The following is a 20296-nucleotide window of genomic DNA, read 5'->3' on the forward strand; positions in this document are numbered from 1 at the left end:
CCGAAATCCGCGCCGTCCCCGTCATGCACGGACCGCACACCGTTGGGCGAGGCCGCCATGTCCACGTTCAGGTTCGCCGCGGTCTGGCCGATCTCGGCCTGGCTGAGTTCGTCGACGTAGTGCTGGGACCCGTAGAGGCCGTCCTCCTCGCCGCCCCAGAACGCGAACCGGACCCGGTTGGCCGGGGTGATCCCGGCCTCCTTCATCCACCGTGCGGTCTCCAGGACCGCCGCCACCCCGCTGCCGTTGTCGTTGATGCCCGGGCCCTCCTTCACGGAGTCCAGGTGCGCGCCCACCACCACGGTGTGCCCGGCATCGCCGCCGGTGTCGGCGAGGATGTTGAAGGACTCCACCCGCGGCTTCTTCCGGCCGCCCCTGAACGTGAAGGTCTGCCGCACCGGTGCATACCCGGCTGCGCGCAGCTGCGCCTCGACGTAGCGGGCCGATTCCTCATACCCGGAAGTCCCCGAAGCGCGGTTTCCGCCGTTGGCATCGGCCACGCGCTGCAGCGCCTGCATGTGCCCCACCATGCCCCTGGACTTGAACGCCGCCAGCACCGCCCGCGCGTCCACCGCGCTGACAGGCGTTACCTGGGGCACCGAAGCGCTGGGAATGGCGGGCTTGGCAGATTTGCCCGCCGCGGCACTGGAGGGCGAATCGGGCCGGGAGTCGGGCGGCGAACCGGACGGGGTCCCGGGGGTACAGGCCGAGGTCGAGAGCAGAACGAGGGCGAGGACCGAGGGAAGTAGGTGCTTTCGCAGGGTGATCATGTCGGGCAACCCATCAGTAGTCGGAACAAGTTCGCTTGCCCTCAGGTCGAAAGGCAAGACGCTCGCCACTGACGCTCCAGTAAGTCGCGGCCGTCATCGCCCGGCAAATACTCCTATCAGGTGGAAACCATTGTCAGTCCTTCGGCTGCATCTGCCATAGGCTCCGAAGCTGTGAATATCCTGAGGAAATCGCGGGTGGGCCCGTCCGTGCCCGGGATGCGGTTCGGAATCTGCTCGAGGCCTCCCTGACGGCGGGACAGGCCCTCCTCCGGCGTTCAGGGATGGACATAAGCCCACTGTGTCCATCCCTGCGCCGCCCCGAGGGACATGTCCATTCCGCGAGGGGGACATGTCCAATCGAGCGCAACCAGCCACAGGTTGCGGTCCGCCACGCGCACCGAGCCACAAAGCCCTGGCTTGGCGGGGCCAGCCCTAGAATGGTCACGATGATGCCAGGACATATTGCAGCTGCTGATGGAAAGAACGTGCTGAGCGTCAGCGCGGGCATCATCACATCGGTCTGGCAGCCCGGCTCGTTTGTTGATGTCCATGACGCCAGGGACGCCATGCAGGCCGTAGCGCAGATCAGCGGCGGAACCCCGATGCCGATGCTCTCCGAAATGACGGATGTGGAGATCAGCGCGGCCGCCAGGTATGAGTTCGCGCAGACAACAGGGGTTCTGGCGATCGCCGTGCTTGGATCCAGCACCGTGGATCGCGTGATTGCGGCGGCAATGAGCCGGCACACCGCCTACCCCCACGAGTTCTTCACTTCCAGGAACGACGCCATGGCCTGGCTGAACAACTTCACCGCCAACGGCGGCCAGCCCGGTGGATACGCGGACGGCATTTCCGCCCTGGCCTGACAGTTCCGGCCTGCTCCCTGCGGTTAGGCCTTGTCCACCGTAGTCGCTGCCTCGGCCTCCTTGACCTGCCGGTTGGTCGCGGCCCAGCTGGCCAGCAGCCGCAGCGCGTCCTCCGACGCGGAGCCGGGCTCGGCGTTGTAGACCAGCAGGGACAGCCCGGCGTCGGCCGAGACATCCAAAGCTTCGAACATCAGGTGGAGCTCCCCGACCACCGGGTGGTGGAAGTGCTTGAGCCCCGTATAGTGCTGGCGCACGTTGTGCGCGGCCCACAGGGTGCGGAATTCCTCGCTACGGGTCGATAGCTCGCCGACCAGGTCGGTCAGCCCCCGGTCGAAGGGGTCCCTGCCGGCCTCGGTGCGCAGGATCGCGACGGTGTCGTTCGCCGCACGCTCCCAGTCCGGGTAGAAGCTGCGCGAGCGGCCGTCCAGGAAGATGAAGCGGGCATGGTTAGCCGGGCGGCCCGGTCCCACATACATGTCCGAATACAGGGCATAGCCCAGCGGGTTGGCGGCAATGATGTCCATGCGTCCATTCCGGACAAAGGCGGGCGCGTTGGTGATTGCGTTCAGCGTCAGCTGAACGCTCCGTCGGACGGACTCCGCGGGACGGGGACGACGGCGGGTCCGGCTGCCCGGGGCCGCCGCCCGGGCCAAGTCGAAGAGGTGGGCGCGTTCGGCGTCGTCGAGCTGCAGAGCTCTTGCCACCGCATCCAGCACACCTTCCGAAACGCCGGACAGGATTCCCCGCTCCAGCCGGGTGTAATACTCGACGCTGACGCCGGCCAGCATCGCGACTTCCCCGCGACGCAGCCCCGGCACCCGGCGCTTGGCGCCGTAGACCGGCAGCCCCGACTGCTCGGGGGTGATCTTGGCCCGGCGCGAGGCAAGGAATTCGCGGGTCGCGTCTCGATTGTCCATGCCATCAACGTTAGGCCGTACGGCCCCCTGAGGGAGACCCTGCCAGTACCCCTATCAGCAGTGACTCCCTCAGCGCTGCGAAGAAGGGTTTGATGGATGGTGTTCCGTTGAACAACCCCCAACGATCAACAAGCAGGAGATTCATTGCCTACCGTCAACGCTTACGCCTCACCTTCCGCGACCGAGCCGCTCGCCCTCACCACCATCGAGCGCCGCGGCGTGGGCCCGCACGATGTCCTGATCGAGATCAAATTCGCCGGGATCTGCCATTCGGACATCCACACCGTCCGCGGCGACTGGGGTCCGCAGACGTATCCACTGGTCCCTGGCCATGAAATCGCCGGGATCGTCACCAAGATCGGCTCCGCCGTGACCAAGCACACGGTCGGCGACCGCGTCGGCGTCGGCTGCATGGTCAACTCCTGCGGCGAGTGCGTGAACTGCCAGGCCGGCGAGGAGCAGTACTGCCTGGCCGGAAACACCGGCACCTACGGCGCCGTCGACCGTGACGGCACCATCACCCAGGGCGGCTACTCCACCCACGTGGTGGTGGCCGAAGACTTCGTGGTCACCATCCCCGAGGGCATCGAGCTCGACGTCGCCGCGCCGCTGCTGTGCGCCGGTATCACCACCTACTCGCCGCTGAACCACTGGGGCGCAGGCCCCGGCAAAAAGGTCGCGATCGTTGGCCTGGGCGGCCTGGGCCACATGGCAGTCAAGATCGCCCACGCCATGGGCGCCGACGTCACCGTCCTGTCCCAGTCGCTGAAGAAGCAGGAAGACGGGCTTCGCCTGGGCGCGGACCACTACTACGCCACGAGCGACGAAAACACGTTCACTGAACTCGCCGGCACCTTTGACCTGATCATCAACACGGTCAGTGCCGCGATCGACATCAGCGCCTACCTGCAGCTGCTGTCCCTCGACGGCGCCCTGGTCAACGTCGGCGCGCCCGCGGAACCACTCCCGGTGAATGTGTTCTCCCTGATCACGGGGCGCCGCTCCTTCGCCGGTTCGGCCATCGGCGGCATCCGCGAAACCCAGGAAATGCTCAACTTCTGCGCTGAGCACGGCCTGGGCGCCGAGATCGAGGTTATCCCGGCAGCGAAGATCAACGACGCCTACGAGCGCGTCCTGGCCTCCGACGTCCGCTACCGCTTCGTGATTGACACCGCGACCCTGAACTAGGAAGCCGAACCGGGCCCCGGGCCAGGGACGCGGCCTCGCGCCAGCCCATTAACGCGCAGACAAACACATGGCACTGGCACGGCGCCGCGCCGGACCAGTTCATGACCCACCTCGCGATGTGGGAAGCCCCGGCCGAGGGCGCGGAGTCCGAGTGGGGTGACCTCGTCACCGACGAGGAATACAACGGCACCAAGTAACACAACTGAGCTAAAACCGCCGGCGCTGCCCGGGCGGGCCCCTGTGAGGGGACGGGCCCGCCCGGCATGCCAGGTGGCGCTTGCCATGAAGCCGCTGGCCCCGAAGCCGCTTGCCCTGAAGCCGCTGGCACCGAATCGGTGCCCGGCTAGGACCCCGGCGCGGCCGGAACGAGCCAGAAGCCGGCAACTTCGCCGGCGGCGGGGTCGGCGCCGGGACGGAATCCCTGAATCTGGACTGGTCCGGCCCTCAGGTCGACCCGCGTTGTTGCAGCTGCTCCGCAGTCGAGGTTCATCTCCGCTCTGCCGCCGCCCCGGAGGCCGTCCTGGGACACCGTCAGGAACGCGTTCGGTGCGCCGGTGCAGGCTGCGGTGAGCGTGTAGGTTCCCTTCGGCACCGCTGCGGTCGAGTAGCGGAAGCCGCTGCCGCCAATCCCGCCCGTTCCGCCGAGGACGAGCCCGTCAGGCCGGGTGCCGAGGACGGCTCCGAGGTCATCCAGGTTGCGCTGCTCCGCGGTGGCGACTCCCGGGTCCACCGGTGGCGACAGCGAACGCGCCGGCCGGCCAGTCCTGGTGGGCGCCGCCGTCGGATCTGTTACGTCATCGGGGTATTCGCACCCGGCCAGGCCCGCAGCCGTGCCAGCCATAGCCAACAGCAGCGCGGTGCCGCGCATCCAGTGTCTTCCCCGGTGGAGTGACTTGCTCAGTGACATGCCCCGAGCCTACTGGCAGAGCTGCGGGCACCCACGCGTCGCCGCTGGTGCGCCGCGCAGGCAGGCAAACGGTACGCCCTGGCGGCGCCCGCCGTCGGCTGTTGCCGCCGGTCAGGGTCGACTACTGCTGCTGAACCGGCTATTGGTGAACTGGCTATTGCTGAACGGAGAAGACTGCAGCGAAGTAGATCGTGGATGCGAGGGCCAGGGCAGCGATGCCGTAGCCGATCACGAGCGCGGTGAGCGCCAGCCCGCGTCCCCGCTCGCCGCGTGCCTTAATCTGGCCGAGCGATGCATGGCCGGCTCCGACGGCAAAGACGGCGAGAACTGCCATGCCGGCGAGAACTGCCATGCCGGCCACTGCAGCCAAGGCCAGCGACACAATGGCCAGTCGGTTATAGTGCGTGCTCTGACGCATTTGAAGCTCAGACAATCCCACGCGTCCCCTTTTCTCACGTAGCTGGGACGAGTCTAGTCCTACGGTTCACCGCCGCGGGGGATCCCTCAGAACGCGGCCCGGTGTTCGTGTTCTATTGCCCCGGGGGCCGGTACGACGGCGTCTTCGTGGACGCCTCGTCGAGATCCTCCGCTGTCATGAGCGGTTTCAGGTGCAGGTTCACGGCACCGGTGGAATTGATCATCAGCGACAGCGCGACGGCGTTGGCCTGATCGGGGATATCGAAGACCCCCACGACGTCGGTCTCCCCGAAGGCGTAGTAAAAGCTATCGAGTGAGCCGCCCACCGATTTAAGGGCCTCGACCACCGCGTCACGCCGCTTGGTGCCGCCCTCACGCATGAGGCCCTTGATTCCGTCGCCAACGTAGTTCGCTTCGAAAAGATATTTGCTCATCGTTTTTCCTATCCTGTGACGCCCAGGACATCGGCCTCCCAAGCCTGCCCGCTCCCATTATTGGAAGGTCCGGGGCTGGTCCCCAGAGTGGGGCCTGCCCACATGCTAGGCCTTCCACTTCACCCATACAACGGTCTGTTGGTGGGCCCCGAGCGCGCCCGTCGGGCAATCCGGCCCTACCGCCGGCCGGAGGACTGGAACATAATCGCCGTATCAACCCCGTACGGACCATGGAGGCGATCGACGTGTCTGTCTATACGCTCGGAATCTGGCTGGTGCATCCCGGCCGCGAGAACGATTTTGTGCAGGCCTGGCGGGACCTGGCCAGGAAAACGAAGGAGGATTTTCCCAATGCCAAAGCCGTGTTGATGCACGACCACGACGTCAAGAACCGGTTTATCAGCACCGGTCCCTGGGAATCCTTGGAACAGATTGAGCAGTGGCGGGACTCTGCCTTGTTCAAGCAGAGCGTCGAGGCAATGAAAGACATGCTGGAACATTTCGAGTCGCGCACCCTGGACGAGGCGGCCAGCATCGGCTGGGATGCCGCCGACATGTGACATTCACGGGAAACGGGCAGCCGCCGGCCGATCGGCGGCGCACGTTCCCGCAGATTACTCGGCCTGCAGCGCCTCGAAAACGGCGGTCAGCAGGACATCGTTCCGGCCCCAGACGGGATCGAAGATTTCCACGTACCAGGCATCCGCCAGGACGAGCGCCAATGTCTCGTTGGTCTCGGCCGCCCAGTCCCTGAGCTGGTCTTCCCCAACCGGCCCTTCGCTGCTTCCGAGCACGGTCACGACGTCGTCATCCTGGACGGTCACCGGGATAGAGGCGCTGCTCGTCTCACCGGGGGCGTGCGCGACCGTCACCAGTCCGGTCCGGGTGGACAGCGCCAGAAGCGCCGACGCTGTCTCCGGGCTGCAGAAGGCCGTCACGTAGGCGCGCTGCGCGACGCCCCCGGCCTGAACGCCCGGCTGCGATTCCTTGGTGAAGAGCCCGTTGCGGTTGAGCCGGGCGAGCTCTCCGGCGAGGGTTGTGGTCTCGTCGTCGAACCCGGGCGAGAAGACTCCCGGCTGGTACTCGCTGTGGCCCTCCAGCCAGCGGGCGGTCAGCTCGCCGGCCGCGGGGATGGTGGCTGCCTGCCGCCAGACTTCGCGGTCCGCGAGAAGCCGGCCGAAGCTGTCCCTTTCCGTGGTGAACCTGACTTCTGACATTCTCAGGCCTCCTTTGCTGTGGACTGCGGGGTGGGATGCGGGGTGGGGTGCGTCTGCGGGGCATGGTGCTGCAGGAGGAGGGACAACCGTTCGCAGCTGACCCGGAGCGCCTCCAGTTCACGCCGGCTGTAGTCCTCGATGATCGCATTGATGCGCTCGGCGAGGTGCTCGTCGTCGACCTCGAACTCGTGGGTCAGTGTGACCACGGAGAGCCCGTCCGCCGGCCGGATCTCCCAGGCGCCGCCGAGCTCCCGGAGCGGGGGTTCGAGGTCCAGCTGGTGGAACTGGGCGCGGTGGCTGGCGGCATCAAAGACACGCCAGCAGTGGCTTGAACTGAGCGAGCCGTTGGAAACCACCGACGTGCGGAGCTCGTGTGCGGCGTCGTCGCCGCTGACGCGCTCCGAGTACACCGTCAAGCCGTCGAGGTAGGGCCAGTGTGAGGCGTCCCGCAGCATGCTGAAGACAAGGTCCGCCGGGGCGTTGATGCCGAGCCGGTGCGTGGTCCGGTGTGTCCTCTGGTGCGTGCTCACTGACAAGTTCACCCCTCCTGTATCGTGCTGTCACCCTGCAGGTCTTCTATGCAGGCTAGGCCAGTTGCGGGCCGCCGTGAACAATTTCTTCCCGCCACGTCACGCAGGGCAATCTTCGGTAACTCTCGGCGTTCAGGCCGCGTCCGCGGACGACCCGGAAACCATCGGACCGCTGGCCTTCACCAAGGACCTGCCGGCCCGGTCACGCCGGGGGCCATCCCGGCGATAGAGTGCAGAACAGGCCGGCGCGACTTCCGCGCCGTGCCGGTATCGCCTCAGCCGCGGCGCATTCGCGGCGCCGAAGTACCCGGGAGCAATTCGTGCGGCATGGATCCAAGCCCACCATCCGCGACGTCGCGGAGACGGCCGGGGTGTCCCTGACCACGGTCTCCTACGTGCTCTCCGGCCGCTCCGGCGGCACTACCCGGATCAGTCAGGCCACCCAGGACCGGGTGCACTCCGCGGTCCGCGAACTTGGCTACGTGGCTAACCGTGCCGCCCGGGGAATGCGCCGGGGCCGGACGGAGCTGGTGGCCGTTGCCGTCGCGGACCTCGAGGAGCCGCGGGACAGGGCCATCGCCACGGTGCTGGCCGGGATCCTGCCGGAGCGCGGCTACCAGGCAGTCATCCTGCTGGGCGGGGGCTGGCGGCAGTTCATGCTCTCCGGCGGCGCCGACGGCGTGATCCACACCTGCGCGCCGGATACCTCCGACGATTCCGGGACAACGGTGGAGCTCGCCGGCCGCGGCGTGGCCCAGGTGCTCATTGCGGACGGCGCCGGGGGCGGCCGCCTCGGTGTTCAGGGCGGATACGATGTGGTCCCCGCCGGAACGGACACCCCCGAGGTCCTGGCCGAGCGCGCCGTGGCGGCACTGCTCGCCCGGCTCCGTAGCTAGTTCCCCGCTTAGGCCTTCAGCGCGGCGGCCTCCGGTGCTGTGTCTTGCGTTGCGGTTTCCCGCGTTGCGGTTTCCCGCAGGGGGCGCCGGGCCAGCCACGCGGCCACGATCGCGCCGGAGACGTTGTGCCACAGGGAGAAGACGGCAGACGGCAGCGCGGCCAGCGCGCTGAAGTGCGCCGTAGCGAGGGTGGCGGCCAGGCCGGAATTCTGCATCCCGACTTCAAAGGCGAGTGCCCTGCGCGCCTTGTCATCCAGCCGCCCCAGCTTGCCGGCCAGGTAGCCCAGGCCCAGTCCGAAGCCGTTGTGCAGCACCACGGCGAGGAACACGATTCCGCCCGCGGCGACGATCTTGCTGGCGCTGCCGGCCACCACGATCGCCACGATCAGGGAAATTACGACGGCGGAGGCCCACGGCAGCGCTGGGAGGACCTTGGCCACGAGCTTGCGGAGGAACAGGCGGGCCAGCAGGCCCGCGATGACGGGCAGGAGGACGGTCTTGACGATGTCCTGGACCATGCCGCCGGCGTCGATACTCAGGTACGAGCCGGCCAGGAACAGCACCAGCAGCGGGGTCACGATCGGGGCGATCAGGGTGGACACGGAAGCGACGGCTACGGACAGGGCGACGTCACCCTTGGCGAGGAACGCCATCACGTTGGAGGCGGTTCCCGACGGCGCGCAGCCCACCAGGATCAGGCCCACCGCAAGCTCCGGCTCGAGGTGGAGGGCGACGGCGATCAGCCAGCCAGCCCCCGGCATGATGACGTAGTGCGCCACGATGCCCAGGGCCACCGCCCAGGGACGCTTGGCCACCGAGGCGAAATCGGGCGGGGTCAGCGTCAGGCCCATGCAGAACATGATGATGCCCAGCAGGAAGGGCACGCTGGGCGCGAGAGGCTTGAACGCCCCAGGGAGCAGGAAACCGGCGAGCCCGGCCGCCACAACGAGGATCGGGAAGACCGTCACCGCGATGCGGGCGATCTTTGCCTCGGCGGCGAGGGCGGGATTGGCCGGGACATCAGCGGCAGCGCCCGCGTCCGGGGCATGATTCGGGGTTTTAGTTGCCTCAAGCATCCAAGAATGGTGCCACCGCGGTCCGCAGAGTGGCTACTTCGTGACCACCTGTCGGACAAATATGTCAGATTTTTGGGCACCGGCGCCGGGTTCCCGTGCCCCGCATCCGGGTCCGGGGTCCGGATCCCGAGTTCGCGGGAGCGCTGCCAAGTCGCCGGAACGTTACGGCGATCTCGCAAGTTTCCAGCGAGTTCGGGTGTGGAGCGCGGCGGCCAGCGGGGCGCCTCCGCGACCGCCGCTTTGGATGCCATCACGGAGAAGTACCGACGGCACGGCAAGAGCGTCGACGTCGTGGGCCTGAACGAGGCCAGCGCCCTGCTGCGCGAACGTCTGGCCGGCAAGCTCTGCGCCGCAAACTAGTCGGCATGGCATCCTCCCCGGGCCGGTATTAGGTCACGCGTTTGGGTCTTTTTGTTTTGCCCTGGTGCGGCCTACCGTGGAACGACGGAGCCGCCCGTCCGGGGTGGCCGGAGCATGGAGGAAATCCAATGACGACGCACGTAGCGGACTGCAGCGTGAGCAATTGCTCGTTCAACGATCACTCCAACTGCAACGCGGCGGCCATTACCGTCGGCGGAGCTGAAGACCATGCCTCCTGCGCCACCTTCGTCGATATCGGTGTGCACGGTGGGCTCCCCAAGGTGCTGGCCGACGTCGGCGCCTGCCAGCGTTCCGAATGCGCCCACAACGACCATCTGATGTGCAAGGCGCCCGAAGTGCACGTGGGCCCGGGGGTCGACAACGCTGATTGCCTCACCTACGCCCACAGGTAAGCGGCGTGTAAGCCGCGTGCGGTGTCCGCGTCCATCGAGCAAAGGATTATCACCCACTTCCACTGGCCCCGCTGGATCTCATCGCCGCCGTCCTGGGGGACGGCTGATGAGGTGGTCCGGGCGACGGATTTGAACCCTGTCACCCGTTCTGGTGCGGCTGCCGGGCGGGCCTGGCACCAGGCTGCCCCGGTGCCCGCAACGCGCCCTGTTCTTTCAGGGCGGCGGGATCTAGTCTGGAGTCTCCTTCCGTTTTGAGGCCAGTCTTTAGGGGCAGTCCATGACTATTCCGCCGCAACGAGAACCCGAGCCGTTTCCGCCTGACCCCGGGCCGGGCCCCGCCTCTCCGGATCCGACGTCCCCGGTGCCTGAGCCGGGGTCCCCGGACCCGACGTTTCCGGGGCCCGGCCCGGTGCCAGATCCCGGGCCGAGGCCGTCCGGCCCGGACCCCACGCGCAGCTAGCAAGCCCCGACTGTCCGGACTTTCGCCCGGTCTCATGCGCTGCGCCTCTGGCGACCGGCCACCTGATTCCGGCCCAACCGAGCGCTGCGGCTTGTCCAGGGCTCACGCCGCCCTACTGGGTCGGTTCCTTCTTTGAGGGTCGGGTTCCCAGGAGCATGTTCAGGCCCCATCCGGCGGCGGTAATGAGGAGGACCGCTCCTGCGATCGAGAGCAGTTGGATCGGGGTGGTCAGGATGCCGAGGCTGACGATAAGGGTCGTTGCTCCGGCCGGAGGGTGCGGCATTCGGATCCATGTGAGGGCGAGTGTCGTCAGCGCTACCGAGAGCGCTCCTGCGAGAACATGCGTGGGGGTCAGTCCGCCGACGGGCGCAGAGGTATGGTTCTGGAGGCCGAAGCCGTACAGGCACAGGATGCCGGCGAGTAGTCCGACGCCGTGTCCCACGATCGTGTTTCCCGGCCGGGACGCGGGCTGTTCGGGGGATTCGAAGAAGAGCATGACTGTCGGTCCCAGGCTGGGGAAGAGCCAGGGCAGATGGAGCAGAAGTCCGACGGTACCGCTGAGGGCCAGAACCACAAGGGACAGGACGGCGGCGTAGATTCCGGCTCCCAGGGTTTTCTGGCCCTTTTTGAGGCGGTCCAAGACGGAAGGTTTCATGCTTTGCTCCGCTTCTTTGGGGGTCCTTAACGCGCCGCTACCGATGCCTTCGGGGCGGCCTGCTTCATCCGAGTCTTGAGCCAGCGTAGTTGGACAGCGGTTTCGGCATCACATTTCTCCACCACTGCCAGCAGTTCGTGGTCGCGCAGGGCAGATCCGGCCTGCTTGATTATGGTCCAGGTGACGTCAACGAGGCTGGCCAGCAGGTAGAGGTCCTCCAGATCGCGCAGCAGCCCGACCCGCCCGCTGCGAGTTTCCGATAGCCCCTCGGCGTGAAGCCGCATCGGTTCGTTGTCCGAGGTGTCTCGCCGTATCGCTGCAGGACCGGCAGGAGCAGTTCGCGGTGGCCGGTCGCACTGGCCGGCTAGTCTGAGGCAGAGGAAGTCGACATCTGGCTGCGCGCCGTGGCCGCCCGCGACCTGACGGAAGGAGTCAGCCCGCGTTTGTTCGGCCTGATGGAGCATGCCGAGACAGATGCGAAGGTTCATGGCCTGCCTTCCTTTCCGGGCCGGATGGCTTCGGGAACCGGGGCGGCGCTGCAGCGTCGGTGATTTTCTCGACGGCCATGGCGGCATTCTCCCTGCCAGTTGGCAAACAGTCCTTGTGGTTCGAGGCGGCCGTGGTTGACCGGATCCCCGGCATGATCACGGGTGCCCACCATGGCACCGTCCTTGACGGCGATGTCACAGGCGCAGCCATTGCCGCACAGTACACACGCGGACTGCCCCCAGCGGTCCACCGTGTCTTCAGCGCCGCCGCCGTCGAGCGCCTGATCCACACGGACCGGCCACAGGCCGGGCATACGGCGTTCTTGTCCCCCGGATATTGGCTATCCGGTCAACCATGACCAACCTCCTTCACGAGCCCACGGCGGGTGTTCGTACCAACGACATTTCAGCAACTGCGCTTCCGGTCAGCCACGGCCCATTCCGGAAGAGGGATCCACATCGGACTCGGACGGATCAGCCCGCAGGTCGTCAGGGTCCGGATCAGGCAGTCCGCCAGGTCCGGGAACGTCGCGCGACGGCGCGAACGTGTTGGAGTCCGGTGCCTCGCCCGCATCGCCGGACCCTCGCGCCGCGCCGGCGTCTCCGAATGCGCCATTGCCGCGGACGGTGCTCCCGTTCCTCCCGTCTGCCGCCGCCTGGCCGGGTAACTCGTCGGTACCGCGCGGCTCATCCGCAGCGTTTGATCCCTCACTGATGGAGGAGTGGACCTTGATTTCTTCCTCAGGGGCACCAGGATCCGGAACATGGCCGTCGTCCGTCGGCTCTGATAGTCCGCCCAGATCCTCCATGGCATTCTTCGCCGTTTTAGCAATGCTGTCGCCAAGTCCCATGAGCTTGCTCCTTCATTCCATCGATTCCGCTGTCATGCGTAGTTCTGACAAACACAGAATTATCAGCATGCTTACAACTAGTCCATAGCCCGCGAGTCCTGGAGTCTGAATCAGAGCACCTACCGTCCTGAAAGCGATCTGGAACACCCCAGGCCTAGAACCTGGTGGGTGAGCCGGCGGGAGGCGCCCCTCCCGCCGGGGATCAGATGAGCGGAGATCAGGGATCCGCCGGCACCAGTGGACTCGTTTGCTGACGGAGCCCGCCAGCCATTGTTTAATAAGCAGGCTTATGGTTTTCTACTGCTTAGGTCTTGCCGCAGGCTTTGAACGACTCCGGTTCAGAGGAATGAACGACTATGGCAGAACCCCAGCGCCCGCCATCCTGTATGCCGTATGTCCCGGCCGAGTCCGGGCAGCCCGCGGCGACGGGGCGGGCTTCAACAGGTCAGATCCGGGAGGCATTTGAAACCCGGCTGGTCCTTGACCATCTGGAACTGGCGGAAGCCTTGGCCTTTCGCTTCACAGGGCGTGGTCGGGAACACGATGATCTGAACCAGGTTGCTTATCTGGGACTGATCAAAGCCGCGCGGCGATTTGACGCGGCCAGGGGAGAAAGCTTCGCGGCCTACGCTGCCCCCACGGTGACGGGCGAGCTCAAGCGGTATCTGCGCGACCGTTGCTGGGTGGTCAGGCCGCCGCGGAGGATCCAGGACCTGCGAACGGAAATACTGCGGTCCGAACCGGAGCTGACCCAGGCCCTGGGACATCGGCCGAGTCCCGGTGAACTGGCTCAGCAACTCGGGGTCCCCGTCTCAGCCGTACAGGAGGCGTTGGCCGCGGCGTCGAGCATGCGTCCGGATTCACTCGACGTCGTGGACGATCACGACGGCGGTCACAGGGCGGAGGCACTGGCCTCGCGGGAACTGCCGCTGGAACGACTGGAGGAACTCCTGTGCCTTAACCAGGCCATCGGCGAGTTGTCCGGGCAGGAACGCGAACTGCTGTACCACCGCTATTTCTGCGAAGAAAGCCAGGCCGAACTTGGAAGGCGCTTCGGCGTCTCACAAATGCAGGTCTCGCGACGGCTGTCCAAGGTGCTGATGCGACTGCAGCAACTGCTCGCCGAAGCCGACTCTCAGAGCAATCCCAGAACTCGGACGGCGTCCGGGACCTCTTGAACCCGGACACCCAGCAGGGCCGGATCCCGGTCCCCGCGACGGGACCACCGGCGATTCGGGCAGAAGGGCCGGTAAGCCCCCGGCGTCGCCGTCTCAATGGTGGGGAGAATCCGCGCCGGCAGGCAGGCAGGAAGGCGGGGGCAGGGCAGGCAGGCGCGGGGCACGGGCTAGCCCTGTGTGAGCCGGTACCGCTCGATCTGCTTGAGCCGCCGGAGCAGGCTGTCGCGCCGGGGGTGCGGGACGGCGTCGGCCGGCTCGGCGGTGAGCTCGATGTGTTCGGTGCCGTACTGCCACAGCAGCAGGTCATCGAGGAGCCGGTCCGGGCCGGGGGAGTAGCGGTGGTCCAGGGCCTTGCGGACCTCGGTGATCCGGTTGGCGCTGAGCAGCCCGGCGAGCTGCATGGTCTGATTGAGGCCGTGGGCGGCCATGAGCTCCGCTGCCCAGCCCCAGTCGTCGTCGACCTTCCGGTCCACGTGCGGCAGCAGGGTCCGCCAGACGTCGCGGATACGGTTGGGCGTCAGCGGCGCGGCGCCCTCGCCGTCCACATCCCAGAAACCGCGGACCTCCTCGTAGCGCTCATGCAGGTCCGAGAACGCGCTCTCCACGGTCTCCAGCATGGCGGCCGTGGCGGTGAACTGGCGGTCGAAGTGCGGGGTCCAGGCCCGCGGGTCCTCGGCCTTGAAACGGATGTCGTGCTCGATCTCGCTCCATGCGTGCGCGAACACTGTGCGGATCTGGCACTCGAAGAAGTAGCTGCCGTTCGGCGGGACGTCCGGGTTGAAGGCCAGCTGGTAGTCCTTGACGGCCTCGTTCTGGATGGTCCGCAGGATCAGGTGCCGGCTGGAGTAGCCGTAGGTGCCGGACTCGATCGAGCCGATGTCCTTTTCGCGGTCCCCCCGGCAGTCAAAGAGCTGGCGCTGGCGCTTGATCAGATTGGCCACCACCGCGTTTTCCGCCGGCAGCTTGGTGATCACGCGGATGCCCACCATGTCGTTCAGGGTCCGGAACGGGTCCGGGAACTTCAACACCAGTGGACCGCCCGGTTCCAGCGGTTCTTCCGTCCGGGAAATCTTCTCGCGGAAGGATTCAACGGTCTTGGTGCGGCCGGTGACGAACAACGGCGTGACCTCGGTGTCCTTGAGCATGGTCCGCAGCGTGAGCAGGACCTCCCGGGTGACCAGCTTCAGGGCAGGCCGGACCCGCTCGTACAGTTCCACGTTCTCCTGCACGGAATCGCGCAGGCTCAAGTCCAAACGGTCCCAGTTGCTCGCCATGGATCCAGCTTACGGCGCACCCCCGACGGCGGCCCGCAGGCTCTCCCGCAGCCGCCGCCATCCGGCGGTGTGCAAGGGCGGCGTGCAGGGCCCGCCTCCGCCGTGCCGCTTGGCGCCCACTGTAGGCTCAGCACATGGCTGATATGCGGCGGCGGGCTTTGCTCGCGGCCGCAGCGACGGTGACACTGGGGGCAGTCTCCGCCGTCTGTTCACCGGGCCCCGAGGAGGACGCAGTGAAGAGGCAGAAGTACCAATATGGCGAGGACCCCAGCCAGTGGGGCGAGCTCTTCCTCCCGGAGGTGGCCGCGCCCAAGGGTGTGGTGGTGGTGATCCATGGCGGGTACTGGCGTTCGCAGTACGGCGCAGAACTGGGGGAGCCCCTGGCCAAGGACCTCGCCGCGCACGGCATGGCAGCCTGGAATCTGGAGTACCGGCGCGCCGGCAACGGGGGAGGCTGGCCCAACACCTTTGCCGACGTCCTGGCCGGAATCGACAAGCTCGGGGAAGTCGCAGACGAGCACGGGCTCGGGCTGGACCGCGTGGTGGCCCTGGGCCACTCGGCCGGCGGTCACTTAGCGGTCTGGGCGGCGGGACGCAGCCGGCTCGCCGGGCTCGGCGCCCCGGACGCGGACCGTCAGCTCACTCGCCGTGGCGACCACGACGGCGCGGTGCAGCTTACCGGCGTCGTCAGCCAGTCGGGGGTACTGGACCTTGCAGCCGCCGAGCGGCTCAACCTGAGCAACGGCGCCGTCAGCAACTTCCTGGGCGGCTCGTCGGAGAAATATCCCAAACGGCATAAATATGCGGACCCCATGAGCGCGGTGCCGCTCTGCGTGCCTGTATACGCCGTCCACAGTACGGAGGACGACGACGTGCCTGCCAGCCAGTCCGAGACCTATGCCGCAGCGGCCAAGGCGGCCGGTGCGCCGGTCCAGCTGCTGAAGGTCCCGGGCGACCACTTTGCGCTCATTGACCCGAAGTCGCTGGCCTACCGGAAATGCCGTGAACTCGTGCAGCAGCTGCTGGTCTGAAATCCGGCCGGACCCGCGGCCGGCCACGCACCCGCCGGGCTGCCGGCCAGGCACCCGCCGGGCGTCGCCGTGGCCGGCGAATGCCAATAGACTGGACCCCAGGTGCGCCGGGAAGTCTGGTCGGCATGATTCCGTCGACCCCACTTTGAGGACTCCATGAGCGCCCTGCCACCGCCCACACCACCTCGCCTCACCATTTTCGGCCGGGGCAGCTACGCCGAGGCCCTGCGAATCGGCGAAATCCTCCGCAAGGAAACCGTAGGCGGCGCGCTGCTGGTCACCGCGGCGGCAGTGGCCCTGATCTGGGCCAACTCCGCGGCCTCGGAGAGTTACTTCGCCCTGCGCGACTTCACCATCGGCTACGAGCCCTGGCATCTTGACCTGAGCCTGGGCGCATGGGCCGCCGACGGCCTGCTGGCCATATTCTTCTTCCTGGTCGGGCTCGAACTCAAGCGCGAATTCGTCGCGGGCGACCTGCGCCAGCTGAACAAATCCGTGGTCCCGGTGGCCGCCGCCGTGGGCGGCGTGGCCCTTCCCGCGCTCATCTACGCGGCAGTCAACCTCAGTGGCCCCGACGCCCTGCGGGGCTGGGCGATCCCCACCGCCACTGACATCGCCTTCGCACTCGCGGTGCTGGCGATCATCGGTTCCCACCTTCCCAGTGCGCTGCGGATCTTCCTGCTCACCCTCGCCGTCGTGGACGACCTTCTGGCCATCACCATCATTGCGATCTTCTACACGAGCGAGCTGCATCCCGTGCCGCTCCTGCTGGCCCTGCTCCCGCTCGGCCTGTATACGTTCCTGGTACAGAAATACCGCCGGTTCTTCGGCCTGCACGCGCTGGCCGCGTGGGTGATCCTGCTGCCGCTCGGCGCCGCCACGTGGGCGCTCGTCCACGCCTCAGGCATCCACGCCACCGTGGCCGGGGTCCTGCTGGGCTTTGCGGTCCCCGTCAGGCGTTCCCAGGCCAGTGGCGGGCCCGAGGCCGGACCGGGCCTTGCGGAGATCTTTGAACACCGGTTCCGCCCCATCTCGGCTGGATTCGCCGTCCCGGTCTTCGCGTTCTTTTCCGCCGGAGTGGCCGTCGGCGGCTGGCAGGGCCTCGGTGCCGCCCTGACGGACCCCGTCGCCGTGGGTATTGTCCTGGCCCTCGTGCTCGGAAAACCGGCCGGGATCCTCGGCACCACATGGTTCATCACCAAGGCCACGCGGGCCAGGCTGGACCGTTCGTTCAAGTGGATCGACGTCTTCGGGCTGTCCATCCTTGCCGGCATCGGTTTCACGGTGTCGCTGCTCGTGGCCGAACTGAGCTTCGGCCAAGGCACTGTCCACGACGACCACGCGAAGGTGGCGATCCTCGCGGCCTCCGTGATCGCAGCTCTCCTCGCGACGGCGGTGCTCCGCGCCCGCAACAAGCAGTACCGCCAGGCGGAGGCGGAAGAAAAGATCGACTCGGACCACGACGGGATCCCGGACGTCTACCAGCAAGACCGTCCGGCAGGCTAGGTGGTGTCCCGCAGGGTAGGTGGACAGGCTAGGTCGACGGGCTAGATTTGAGGGTGCGGCAGGAGGTGCCGTCCGGAGCGTCAATGATACCCCAAGGGGTATCATTGTCTAGCTGGAATACGCGCGCCGGGCCGTCCGGCGCCCGCGAAAGGAACAGGCATGAAGAGCATTTCCGTCAAGGACCTGGCCGCCCTGGGCGAGGCCACCGAAATCGTCGATGTCCGCGAGGAAGACGAATACGCCGCTGTCCGCGTTCCTGGCGCCAGGAGCATCCCACTCTCACGGTTTGTCCAGTCCCTCGACGAGGTTCCGGCCAGCGGAACCGTCTACATCATGTGCGCCGCCGGGGGCCGCAGCGCCCAGGCCACCACCTACCTGGAGGACCAGGGGTACGACGCCGTCAACGTCACCGGCGGGATCATGAAGTGGCAGGACGAGGGACACCCCGTCAACCGGGGCTGACCTCACGGAGGGATCATGGAAGTCATCGCCATCGAGACCCCGCAGCTCGGGGACCGCAGCTACCTGGTCCACGACGGCTCCGTGGCGCTGGCGATCGACCCGCAGCGTGACACCGACCGCATCGAGGCGGCCGCACGCGACGCCGGGGTGGCTATCACGCACGTGGCCGAGACCCACCTGCACAATGACTACATCACCGGCGGGCTGATCCTGGCCCGCGCCCACGGCGCCAGCTATCTCGTGAACGCCGCCGATCCCGTGGCGTTCGAGCGCACCCCCATCACGGACGGCGAAACGGTCCGGGTGGGCGCGCTCACGGTCAAGGCGGTCGCCACGCCCGGCCACACGCACAACCACATGTCGTTCATCGTGGACGACGGCGAGAAGCAGGCCGTCTTCTCCGGCGGCAGCCTGCTGTACGGCTCGGTTGGCCGCACCGACCTTGTTGCCGAGGCGGACACGATCGGCTTGACCCATGACCAGTACGCCTCGGTCCGGCGCCTCGCCGCTGAGGCCGGCCATGACGCCGCGCTGTTCCCGACCCACGGCTTCGGCTCGTTCTGCTCCTCCGGACCCGCAAGCGGCGCCCGGTCCTCGACCATCGGCGAGCAGCTTGCCGCCAATCACGCCCTGACGGACCCCGACGAGGACCACTTCGTCCGCCAGCTCATTGCCAACCTCACGGACCACCCCTCGTACTACGCCCACATGAGTCCGGCCAACCTGAGGGGCCCGGGCCCCGCGGAGCTGGCCGTCCCCGAATCGCTCGATGCCGCCGAACTCACCCGGCGACTGGACGATGGTGAGTGGGTGGTGGACCTGCGGCGCCGCGTCGCGTTCGCCAGCAGCCATCTCAAGGGCGCCGTCAGTTTTGAGTACGGGACCGGCACCAGTTTCACCACCTACGTGGGATGGGTACTGCCGTGGGGTGAACCGCTGACCCTCGTGGGCTCGCAGGAGGACCTCGAGAACGCCATCCGCGACCTCTCCCGGATCGGCATCGACTCCCCGGATGCCGCCGTCGGAACCGAGCCGCACGCGCTGGCGCCGCGGGCCGGCCTCGCCTCGTATCCGCGCGTGGGCTGGGACGGCGTGCTCGCCGGCCGGGCCGTCGGGGACACCGTTCTGGACGTGCGCCGGGCCGACGAATTCGCCGCCGCCCGCGTGCTGGGCGCTGTCAACGTGCCGATCCATGAACTGCTGCTGCGCCTGGACGAGGTCCCGGCCGGGAAGCTCTGGGTGCACTGCGGTTCCGGCTACCGTGCCGGAGTTGCCGCCAGCCTCCTCCAGCGGGCAGGCCGGGAGGTGGTCCACATCGACGCCAGGTTCGCCGACGCCGCGTCCGCCGGGATCGCACTGGACACCACCGCGGCCTGAGCCCCGGAGGTCCGCAACACACGGCGCCGGGCCGGATTCTCTGGCAGAGTATGGTCATGCTCACAGTTATTGGCGAGGGGCTGGTTGATGTCGTCCAGCGGTCCTCCGGCGTCCAGGCCCATGTCGGCGGCAGCCCCCTCAACGTGGCGGTAGGGCTGGCGCGGCTGGACCATCCCGTCCAGTTCATTGGCCGCTACGGCCGCGATGCCTATGGCGAGGCCCTGGCCGCGCACCTGAAGTCGAGCTCCGTGCTGCTCCCGGTGGGGCCCGACGAGCTTCCCACGAGCGTGGCCGCCGCCCAGATCGACGACGCCGGCGCCGCCACCTACACGTTCGACCTCGCCTGGGAGCTTCCCGGCGTCGCGGCGCGCCTGCCGTTCCTGCTCCAGGGAACTACTCTGCTGCACACCGGATCCATCGCCACCATGCTGGCGCCCGGTGCCGCCGAGGTGCTGGCCGCCGTCGAGCGTGCCCACCCGTCCGCCACCATCAGCTTTGACCCCAATTGCCGCCCCAGCATCATCCCGGACGTGGACTACGCCCGCGGGCAGGCCGAAAAGTTCGTGACTCTCTCTGACGTTGTGAAAGCCTCCGACGAGGACCTCGAATGGCTCTACCCCGGTGTGAACCCGCTGGATTCGGCCCGCCGCTGGCTGGCGCTGGGCGGCTCCGAGGGGCCCGCCATGGTGGTGGTGACCCGCGGCGGCAAAGGCCCCTGGGGTATCAACGCCGCAGGTGTGGCGCAGTTCCCCGCCCCCGAGATCAGCGTCGCGGACACAGTCGGGGCAGGGGATTCGTTCATGGCCGCGCTGCTGTCCGGCGTGGTGGACCTCGGCCTGGACGGGGCACAAAACCGCACGGCCTTGCGCGAACTATCCGCCGAAAATCTCCGCGATCTCCTCGCCCATGCCTCCCGGGCAGCGGCGGTCACCGTGTCCCGCGCCGGCGCCAACCCGCCCACGCGCGCGGAGCTGGCACGGATGGAAATGGGGGCCCAGCCCCTGCAATAAGAGAAAGGCAGCC

Annotated in this window: 25 protein-coding genes; 12 read left to right on the forward strand and 13 right to left on the reverse strand. The window is 67.4% G+C overall.

Annotated elements, in window-relative coordinates:
* Nucleotides 1–770: M20/M25/M40 family metallo-hydrolase (locus tag BLQ10_RS20015; protein WP_139164300.1), on the reverse strand; the 770-nt coding region annotated here is incomplete at its 3' end.
* Between the two features lie 446 nt (nucleotides 771–1216).
* Between BLQ10_RS20015 and BLQ10_RS20020 the strand changes: the two genes are divergently transcribed.
* The gene (locus BLQ10_RS20020) at nucleotides 1217–1636 is read left to right on the forward strand and encodes a DUF7793 family protein (RefSeq protein ID WP_175558708.1); all 420 of its coding nucleotides are present in this window, start codon (nucleotides 1217–1219) and stop codon (nucleotides 1634–1636) included.
* A gap of 23 nt (nucleotides 1637–1659) precedes the next feature.
* On the opposite strand, the gene BLQ10_RS20025 is transcribed toward BLQ10_RS20020, so the two are convergent.
* Nucleotides 1660–2553: a helix-turn-helix transcriptional regulator gene (locus BLQ10_RS20025; RefSeq protein ID WP_091564755.1), complete on the reverse strand. Its 894-nt coding sequence runs from the start codon at nucleotides 2551–2553 to the stop codon at nucleotides 1660–1662.
* Nucleotides 2554–2697: 144 nt separating this feature from the next.
* Here BLQ10_RS20025 and BLQ10_RS20030 point away from each other — a divergent pair, with 144 nt between their 5' ends.
* Nucleotides 2698–3741, forward strand: coding sequence for an NAD(P)-dependent alcohol dehydrogenase (locus tag BLQ10_RS20030; protein ID WP_091564756.1), 1044 nt, complete (start codon nucleotides 2698–2700; stop codon nucleotides 3739–3741).
* A gap of 343 nt (nucleotides 3742–4084) precedes the next feature.
* Here the strand turns inward: BLQ10_RS20030 and BLQ10_RS20040 are convergent, their stop codons facing one another.
* The 3 genes from BLQ10_RS20040 to BLQ10_RS20050 form a co-directional block, all read right to left on the reverse strand.
* A complete protein-coding gene (locus BLQ10_RS20040; protein ID WP_139164301.1) occupies nucleotides 4085–4648 on the reverse strand; it encodes a hypothetical protein in 564 nt (187 codons plus the stop codon).
* Between the two features lie 154 nt (nucleotides 4649–4802).
* Nucleotides 4803–5081, reverse strand: a complete 279-nt coding sequence (locus BLQ10_RS20045) for a DUF4190 domain-containing protein (RefSeq protein ID WP_139164302.1) — start codon at nucleotides 5079–5081, stop codon at nucleotides 4803–4805.
* Between the two features lie 97 nt (nucleotides 5082–5178).
* Nucleotides 5179–5499, reverse strand: coding sequence for a GYD domain-containing protein (locus BLQ10_RS20050; RefSeq protein ID WP_091564759.1), 321 nt, complete (start codon nucleotides 5497–5499; stop codon nucleotides 5179–5181).
* A gap of 230 nt (nucleotides 5500–5729) precedes the next feature.
* Between BLQ10_RS20050 and BLQ10_RS20055 the strand changes: the two genes are divergently transcribed.
* Nucleotides 5730–6059 (forward strand): antibiotic biosynthesis monooxygenase family protein, encoded by a 330-nt coding sequence (locus BLQ10_RS20055; RefSeq protein ID WP_091564760.1) that lies wholly within the window; start codon nucleotides 5730–5732, stop codon nucleotides 6057–6059.
* Between the two features lie 54 nt (nucleotides 6060–6113).
* Here the strand turns inward: BLQ10_RS20055 and BLQ10_RS20060 are convergent, their stop codons facing one another.
* The gene (locus BLQ10_RS20060; RefSeq protein ID WP_091564761.1) at nucleotides 6114–6716 is read right to left on the reverse strand and encodes a DUF6919 domain-containing protein; all 603 of its coding nucleotides are present in this window, start codon (nucleotides 6714–6716) and stop codon (nucleotides 6114–6116) included.
* A gap of 2 nt (nucleotides 6717–6718) precedes the next feature.
* On the reverse strand, nucleotides 6719–7246 hold the full coding sequence (locus tag BLQ10_RS20065) for an SRPBCC family protein (RefSeq protein WP_091564762.1): 528 nt from the start codon (nucleotides 7244–7246) through the stop codon (nucleotides 6719–6721).
* A gap of 320 nt (nucleotides 7247–7566) precedes the next feature.
* Here BLQ10_RS20065 and BLQ10_RS20070 point away from each other — a divergent pair, with 320 nt between their 5' ends.
* Nucleotides 7567–8142 (forward strand): LacI family DNA-binding transcriptional regulator, encoded by a 576-nt coding sequence (locus BLQ10_RS20070; RefSeq protein ID WP_091564763.1) that lies wholly within the window; start codon nucleotides 7567–7569, stop codon nucleotides 8140–8142.
* A gap of 8 nt (nucleotides 8143–8150) precedes the next feature.
* Here BLQ10_RS20070 and BLQ10_RS20075 read toward each other — a convergent pair whose 3' ends face one another.
* A complete protein-coding gene (locus BLQ10_RS20075; RefSeq protein WP_091564764.1) occupies nucleotides 8151–9218 on the reverse strand; it encodes a bile acid:sodium symporter family protein in 1068 nt (355 codons plus the stop codon).
* Nucleotides 9219–9416: 198 nt separating this feature from the next.
* Here BLQ10_RS20075 and BLQ10_RS22505 point away from each other — a divergent pair, with 198 nt between their 5' ends.
* Both BLQ10_RS22505 and BLQ10_RS20080 read left to right on the forward strand, forming a co-directional pair.
* Nucleotides 9417–9578 (forward strand): hypothetical protein, encoded by a 162-nt coding sequence (locus BLQ10_RS22505; RefSeq protein ID WP_175558707.1) that lies wholly within the window; start codon nucleotides 9417–9419, stop codon nucleotides 9576–9578.
* Nucleotides 9579–9706: 128 nt separating this feature from the next.
* On the forward strand, nucleotides 9707–9991 hold the full coding sequence (locus tag BLQ10_RS20080; RefSeq protein ID WP_091564765.1) for a DUF1540 domain-containing protein: 285 nt from the start codon (nucleotides 9707–9709) through the stop codon (nucleotides 9989–9991).
* Between the two features lie 572 nt (nucleotides 9992–10563).
* On the opposite strand, the gene BLQ10_RS20090 is transcribed toward BLQ10_RS20080, so the two are convergent.
* The 4 genes from BLQ10_RS20090 to BLQ10_RS20105 form a co-directional block, all read right to left on the reverse strand.
* Nucleotides 10564–11091 (reverse strand): HPP family protein, encoded by a 528-nt coding sequence (locus tag BLQ10_RS20090; protein ID WP_254785688.1) that lies wholly within the window; start codon nucleotides 11089–11091, stop codon nucleotides 10564–10566.
* A 41-nt stretch (nucleotides 11092–11132) separates the two neighbouring features.
* Nucleotides 11133–11594, reverse strand: a complete 462-nt coding sequence (locus tag BLQ10_RS20095) for a hypothetical protein (RefSeq protein WP_139164303.1) — start codon at nucleotides 11592–11594, stop codon at nucleotides 11133–11135.
* Entirely contained in the window at nucleotides 11591–11908 is a 318-nt protein-coding gene (locus tag BLQ10_RS20100) for a hypothetical protein (RefSeq protein ID WP_254785689.1), read from the reverse strand. The genes BLQ10_RS20095 and BLQ10_RS20100 overlap by 4 nt, the downstream gene beginning before the upstream one ends.
* Nucleotides 11909–12019: 111 nt before the next feature.
* Nucleotides 12020–12445, reverse strand: a complete 426-nt coding sequence (locus tag BLQ10_RS20105; protein ID WP_091564768.1) for a hypothetical protein — start codon at nucleotides 12443–12445, stop codon at nucleotides 12020–12022.
* 386 nt (nucleotides 12446–12831) lie between these two features.
* Between BLQ10_RS20105 and BLQ10_RS20110 the strand changes: the two genes are divergently transcribed.
* A complete protein-coding gene (locus BLQ10_RS20110) occupies nucleotides 12832–13623 on the forward strand; it encodes a sigma-70 family RNA polymerase sigma factor (RefSeq protein WP_091564769.1) in 792 nt (263 codons plus the stop codon).
* Nucleotides 13624–13790: 167 nt separating this feature from the next.
* On the opposite strand, the gene BLQ10_RS20115 is transcribed toward BLQ10_RS20110, so the two are convergent.
* Complete coding sequence (locus tag BLQ10_RS20115) at nucleotides 13791–14897, reverse strand: GTP pyrophosphokinase (protein ID WP_091564770.1); 1107 nt, start codon at nucleotides 14895–14897, stop codon at nucleotides 13791–13793.
* A gap of 233 nt (nucleotides 14898–15130) precedes the next feature.
* On the opposite strand from BLQ10_RS20115, the gene BLQ10_RS20120 reads away from it, so the two are divergent.
* From BLQ10_RS20120 to BLQ10_RS20140, 5 genes are all read left to right on the forward strand, one after another.
* Nucleotides 15131–15928 carry an alpha/beta hydrolase gene (locus BLQ10_RS20120; protein WP_091564771.1) on the forward strand — a complete coding sequence of 266 codons (798 nt, stop codon included), beginning with the start codon at nucleotides 15131–15133 and terminating at the stop codon, nucleotides 15926–15928.
* A 156-nt stretch (nucleotides 15929–16084) separates the two neighbouring features.
* Complete coding sequence (gene nhaA / locus BLQ10_RS20125; protein ID WP_091564772.1) at nucleotides 16085–17434, forward strand: Na+/H+ antiporter NhaA; 1350 nt, start codon at nucleotides 16085–16087, stop codon at nucleotides 17432–17434.
* A gap of 159 nt (nucleotides 17435–17593) precedes the next feature.
* The gene (locus tag BLQ10_RS20130; RefSeq protein WP_091564773.1) at nucleotides 17594–17896 is read left to right on the forward strand and encodes a rhodanese-like domain-containing protein; all 303 of its coding nucleotides are present in this window, start codon (nucleotides 17594–17596) and stop codon (nucleotides 17894–17896) included.
* 15 nt (nucleotides 17897–17911) lie between these two features.
* Entirely contained in the window at nucleotides 17912–19273 is a 1362-nt protein-coding gene (locus BLQ10_RS20135) for an MBL fold metallo-hydrolase (protein ID WP_091564774.1), read from the forward strand.
* Nucleotides 19274–19329: 56 nt separating this feature from the next.
* A complete protein-coding gene (locus BLQ10_RS20140; RefSeq protein WP_091564821.1) occupies nucleotides 19330–20283 on the forward strand; it encodes a carbohydrate kinase family protein in 954 nt (317 codons plus the stop codon).
* The last annotated feature ends 13 nt before the right edge of the window (nucleotides 20284–20296 follow it).

The organism is Arthrobacter sp. ok362 (assembly GCF_900102785.1).
Taxonomy (GTDB): domain Bacteria; phylum Actinomycetota; class Actinomycetes; order Actinomycetales; family Micrococcaceae; genus Arthrobacter.

What these genes read in the sequence shown, in the direction of transcription:
- BLQ10_RS20020 (WP_175558708.1), top strand. Translation starts at nt 1,217, where the DNA reads ATGATGCCAGGACATATTGCAGCTGCTGATGGAAAGAACGTGCTGAGC.
- BLQ10_RS20025 (WP_091564755.1), bottom strand. Translation starts at nt 2,553, where the DNA reads ATGGACAATCGAGACGCGACCCGCGAATTCCTTGCCTCGCGCCGGGCC.
- BLQ10_RS20040 (WP_139164301.1), bottom strand. Translation starts at nt 4,648, where the DNA reads ATGTCACTGAGCAAGTCACTCCACCGGGGAAGACACTGGATGCGCGGC.
- BLQ10_RS20050 (WP_091564759.1), bottom strand. Translation starts at nt 5,499, where the DNA reads ATGAGCAAATATCTTTTCGAAGCGAACTACGTTGGCGACGGAATCAAG.
- BLQ10_RS20055 (WP_091564760.1), top strand. Translation starts at nt 5,730, where the DNA reads ATGGAGGCGATCGACGTGTCTGTCTATACGCTCGGAATCTGGCTGGTG.
- BLQ10_RS20060 (WP_091564761.1), bottom strand. Translation starts at nt 6,716, where the DNA reads ATGTCAGAAGTCAGGTTCACCACGGAAAGGGACAGCTTCGGCCGGCTT.
- BLQ10_RS20075 (WP_091564764.1), bottom strand. Translation starts at nt 9,218, where the DNA reads ATGCTTGAGGCAACTAAAACCCCGAATCATGCCCCGGACGCGGGCGCT.
- BLQ10_RS20080 (WP_091564765.1), top strand. Translation starts at nt 9,707, where the DNA reads ATGACGACGCACGTAGCGGACTGCAGCGTGAGCAATTGCTCGTTCAAC.
- BLQ10_RS20095 (WP_139164303.1), bottom strand. Translation starts at nt 11,594, where the DNA reads ATGAACCTTCGCATCTGTCTCGGCATGCTCCATCAGGCCGAACAAACG.
- BLQ10_RS20100 (WP_254785689.1), bottom strand. Translation starts at nt 11,908, where the DNA reads ATGCCCGGCCTGTGGCCGGTCCGTGTGGATCAGGCGCTCGACGGCGGC.
- BLQ10_RS20105 (WP_091564768.1), bottom strand. Translation starts at nt 12,445, where the DNA reads ATGGGACTTGGCGACAGCATTGCTAAAACGGCGAAGAATGCCATGGAG.
- BLQ10_RS20110 (WP_091564769.1), top strand. Translation starts at nt 12,832, where the DNA reads ATGCCGTATGTCCCGGCCGAGTCCGGGCAGCCCGCGGCGACGGGGCGG.
- BLQ10_RS20115 (WP_091564770.1), bottom strand. Translation starts at nt 14,897, where the DNA reads ATGGCGAGCAACTGGGACCGTTTGGACTTGAGCCTGCGCGATTCCGTG.
- nhaA (WP_091564772.1), top strand. Translation starts at nt 16,085, where the DNA reads ATGAGCGCCCTGCCACCGCCCACACCACCTCGCCTCACCATTTTCGGC.
- BLQ10_RS20130 (WP_091564773.1), top strand. Translation starts at nt 17,594, where the DNA reads ATGAAGAGCATTTCCGTCAAGGACCTGGCCGCCCTGGGCGAGGCCACC.
- BLQ10_RS20135 (WP_091564774.1), top strand. Translation starts at nt 17,912, where the DNA reads ATGGAAGTCATCGCCATCGAGACCCCGCAGCTCGGGGACCGCAGCTAC.
- BLQ10_RS20140 (WP_091564821.1), top strand. Translation starts at nt 19,330, where the DNA reads ATGCTCACAGTTATTGGCGAGGGGCTGGTTGATGTCGTCCAGCGGTCC.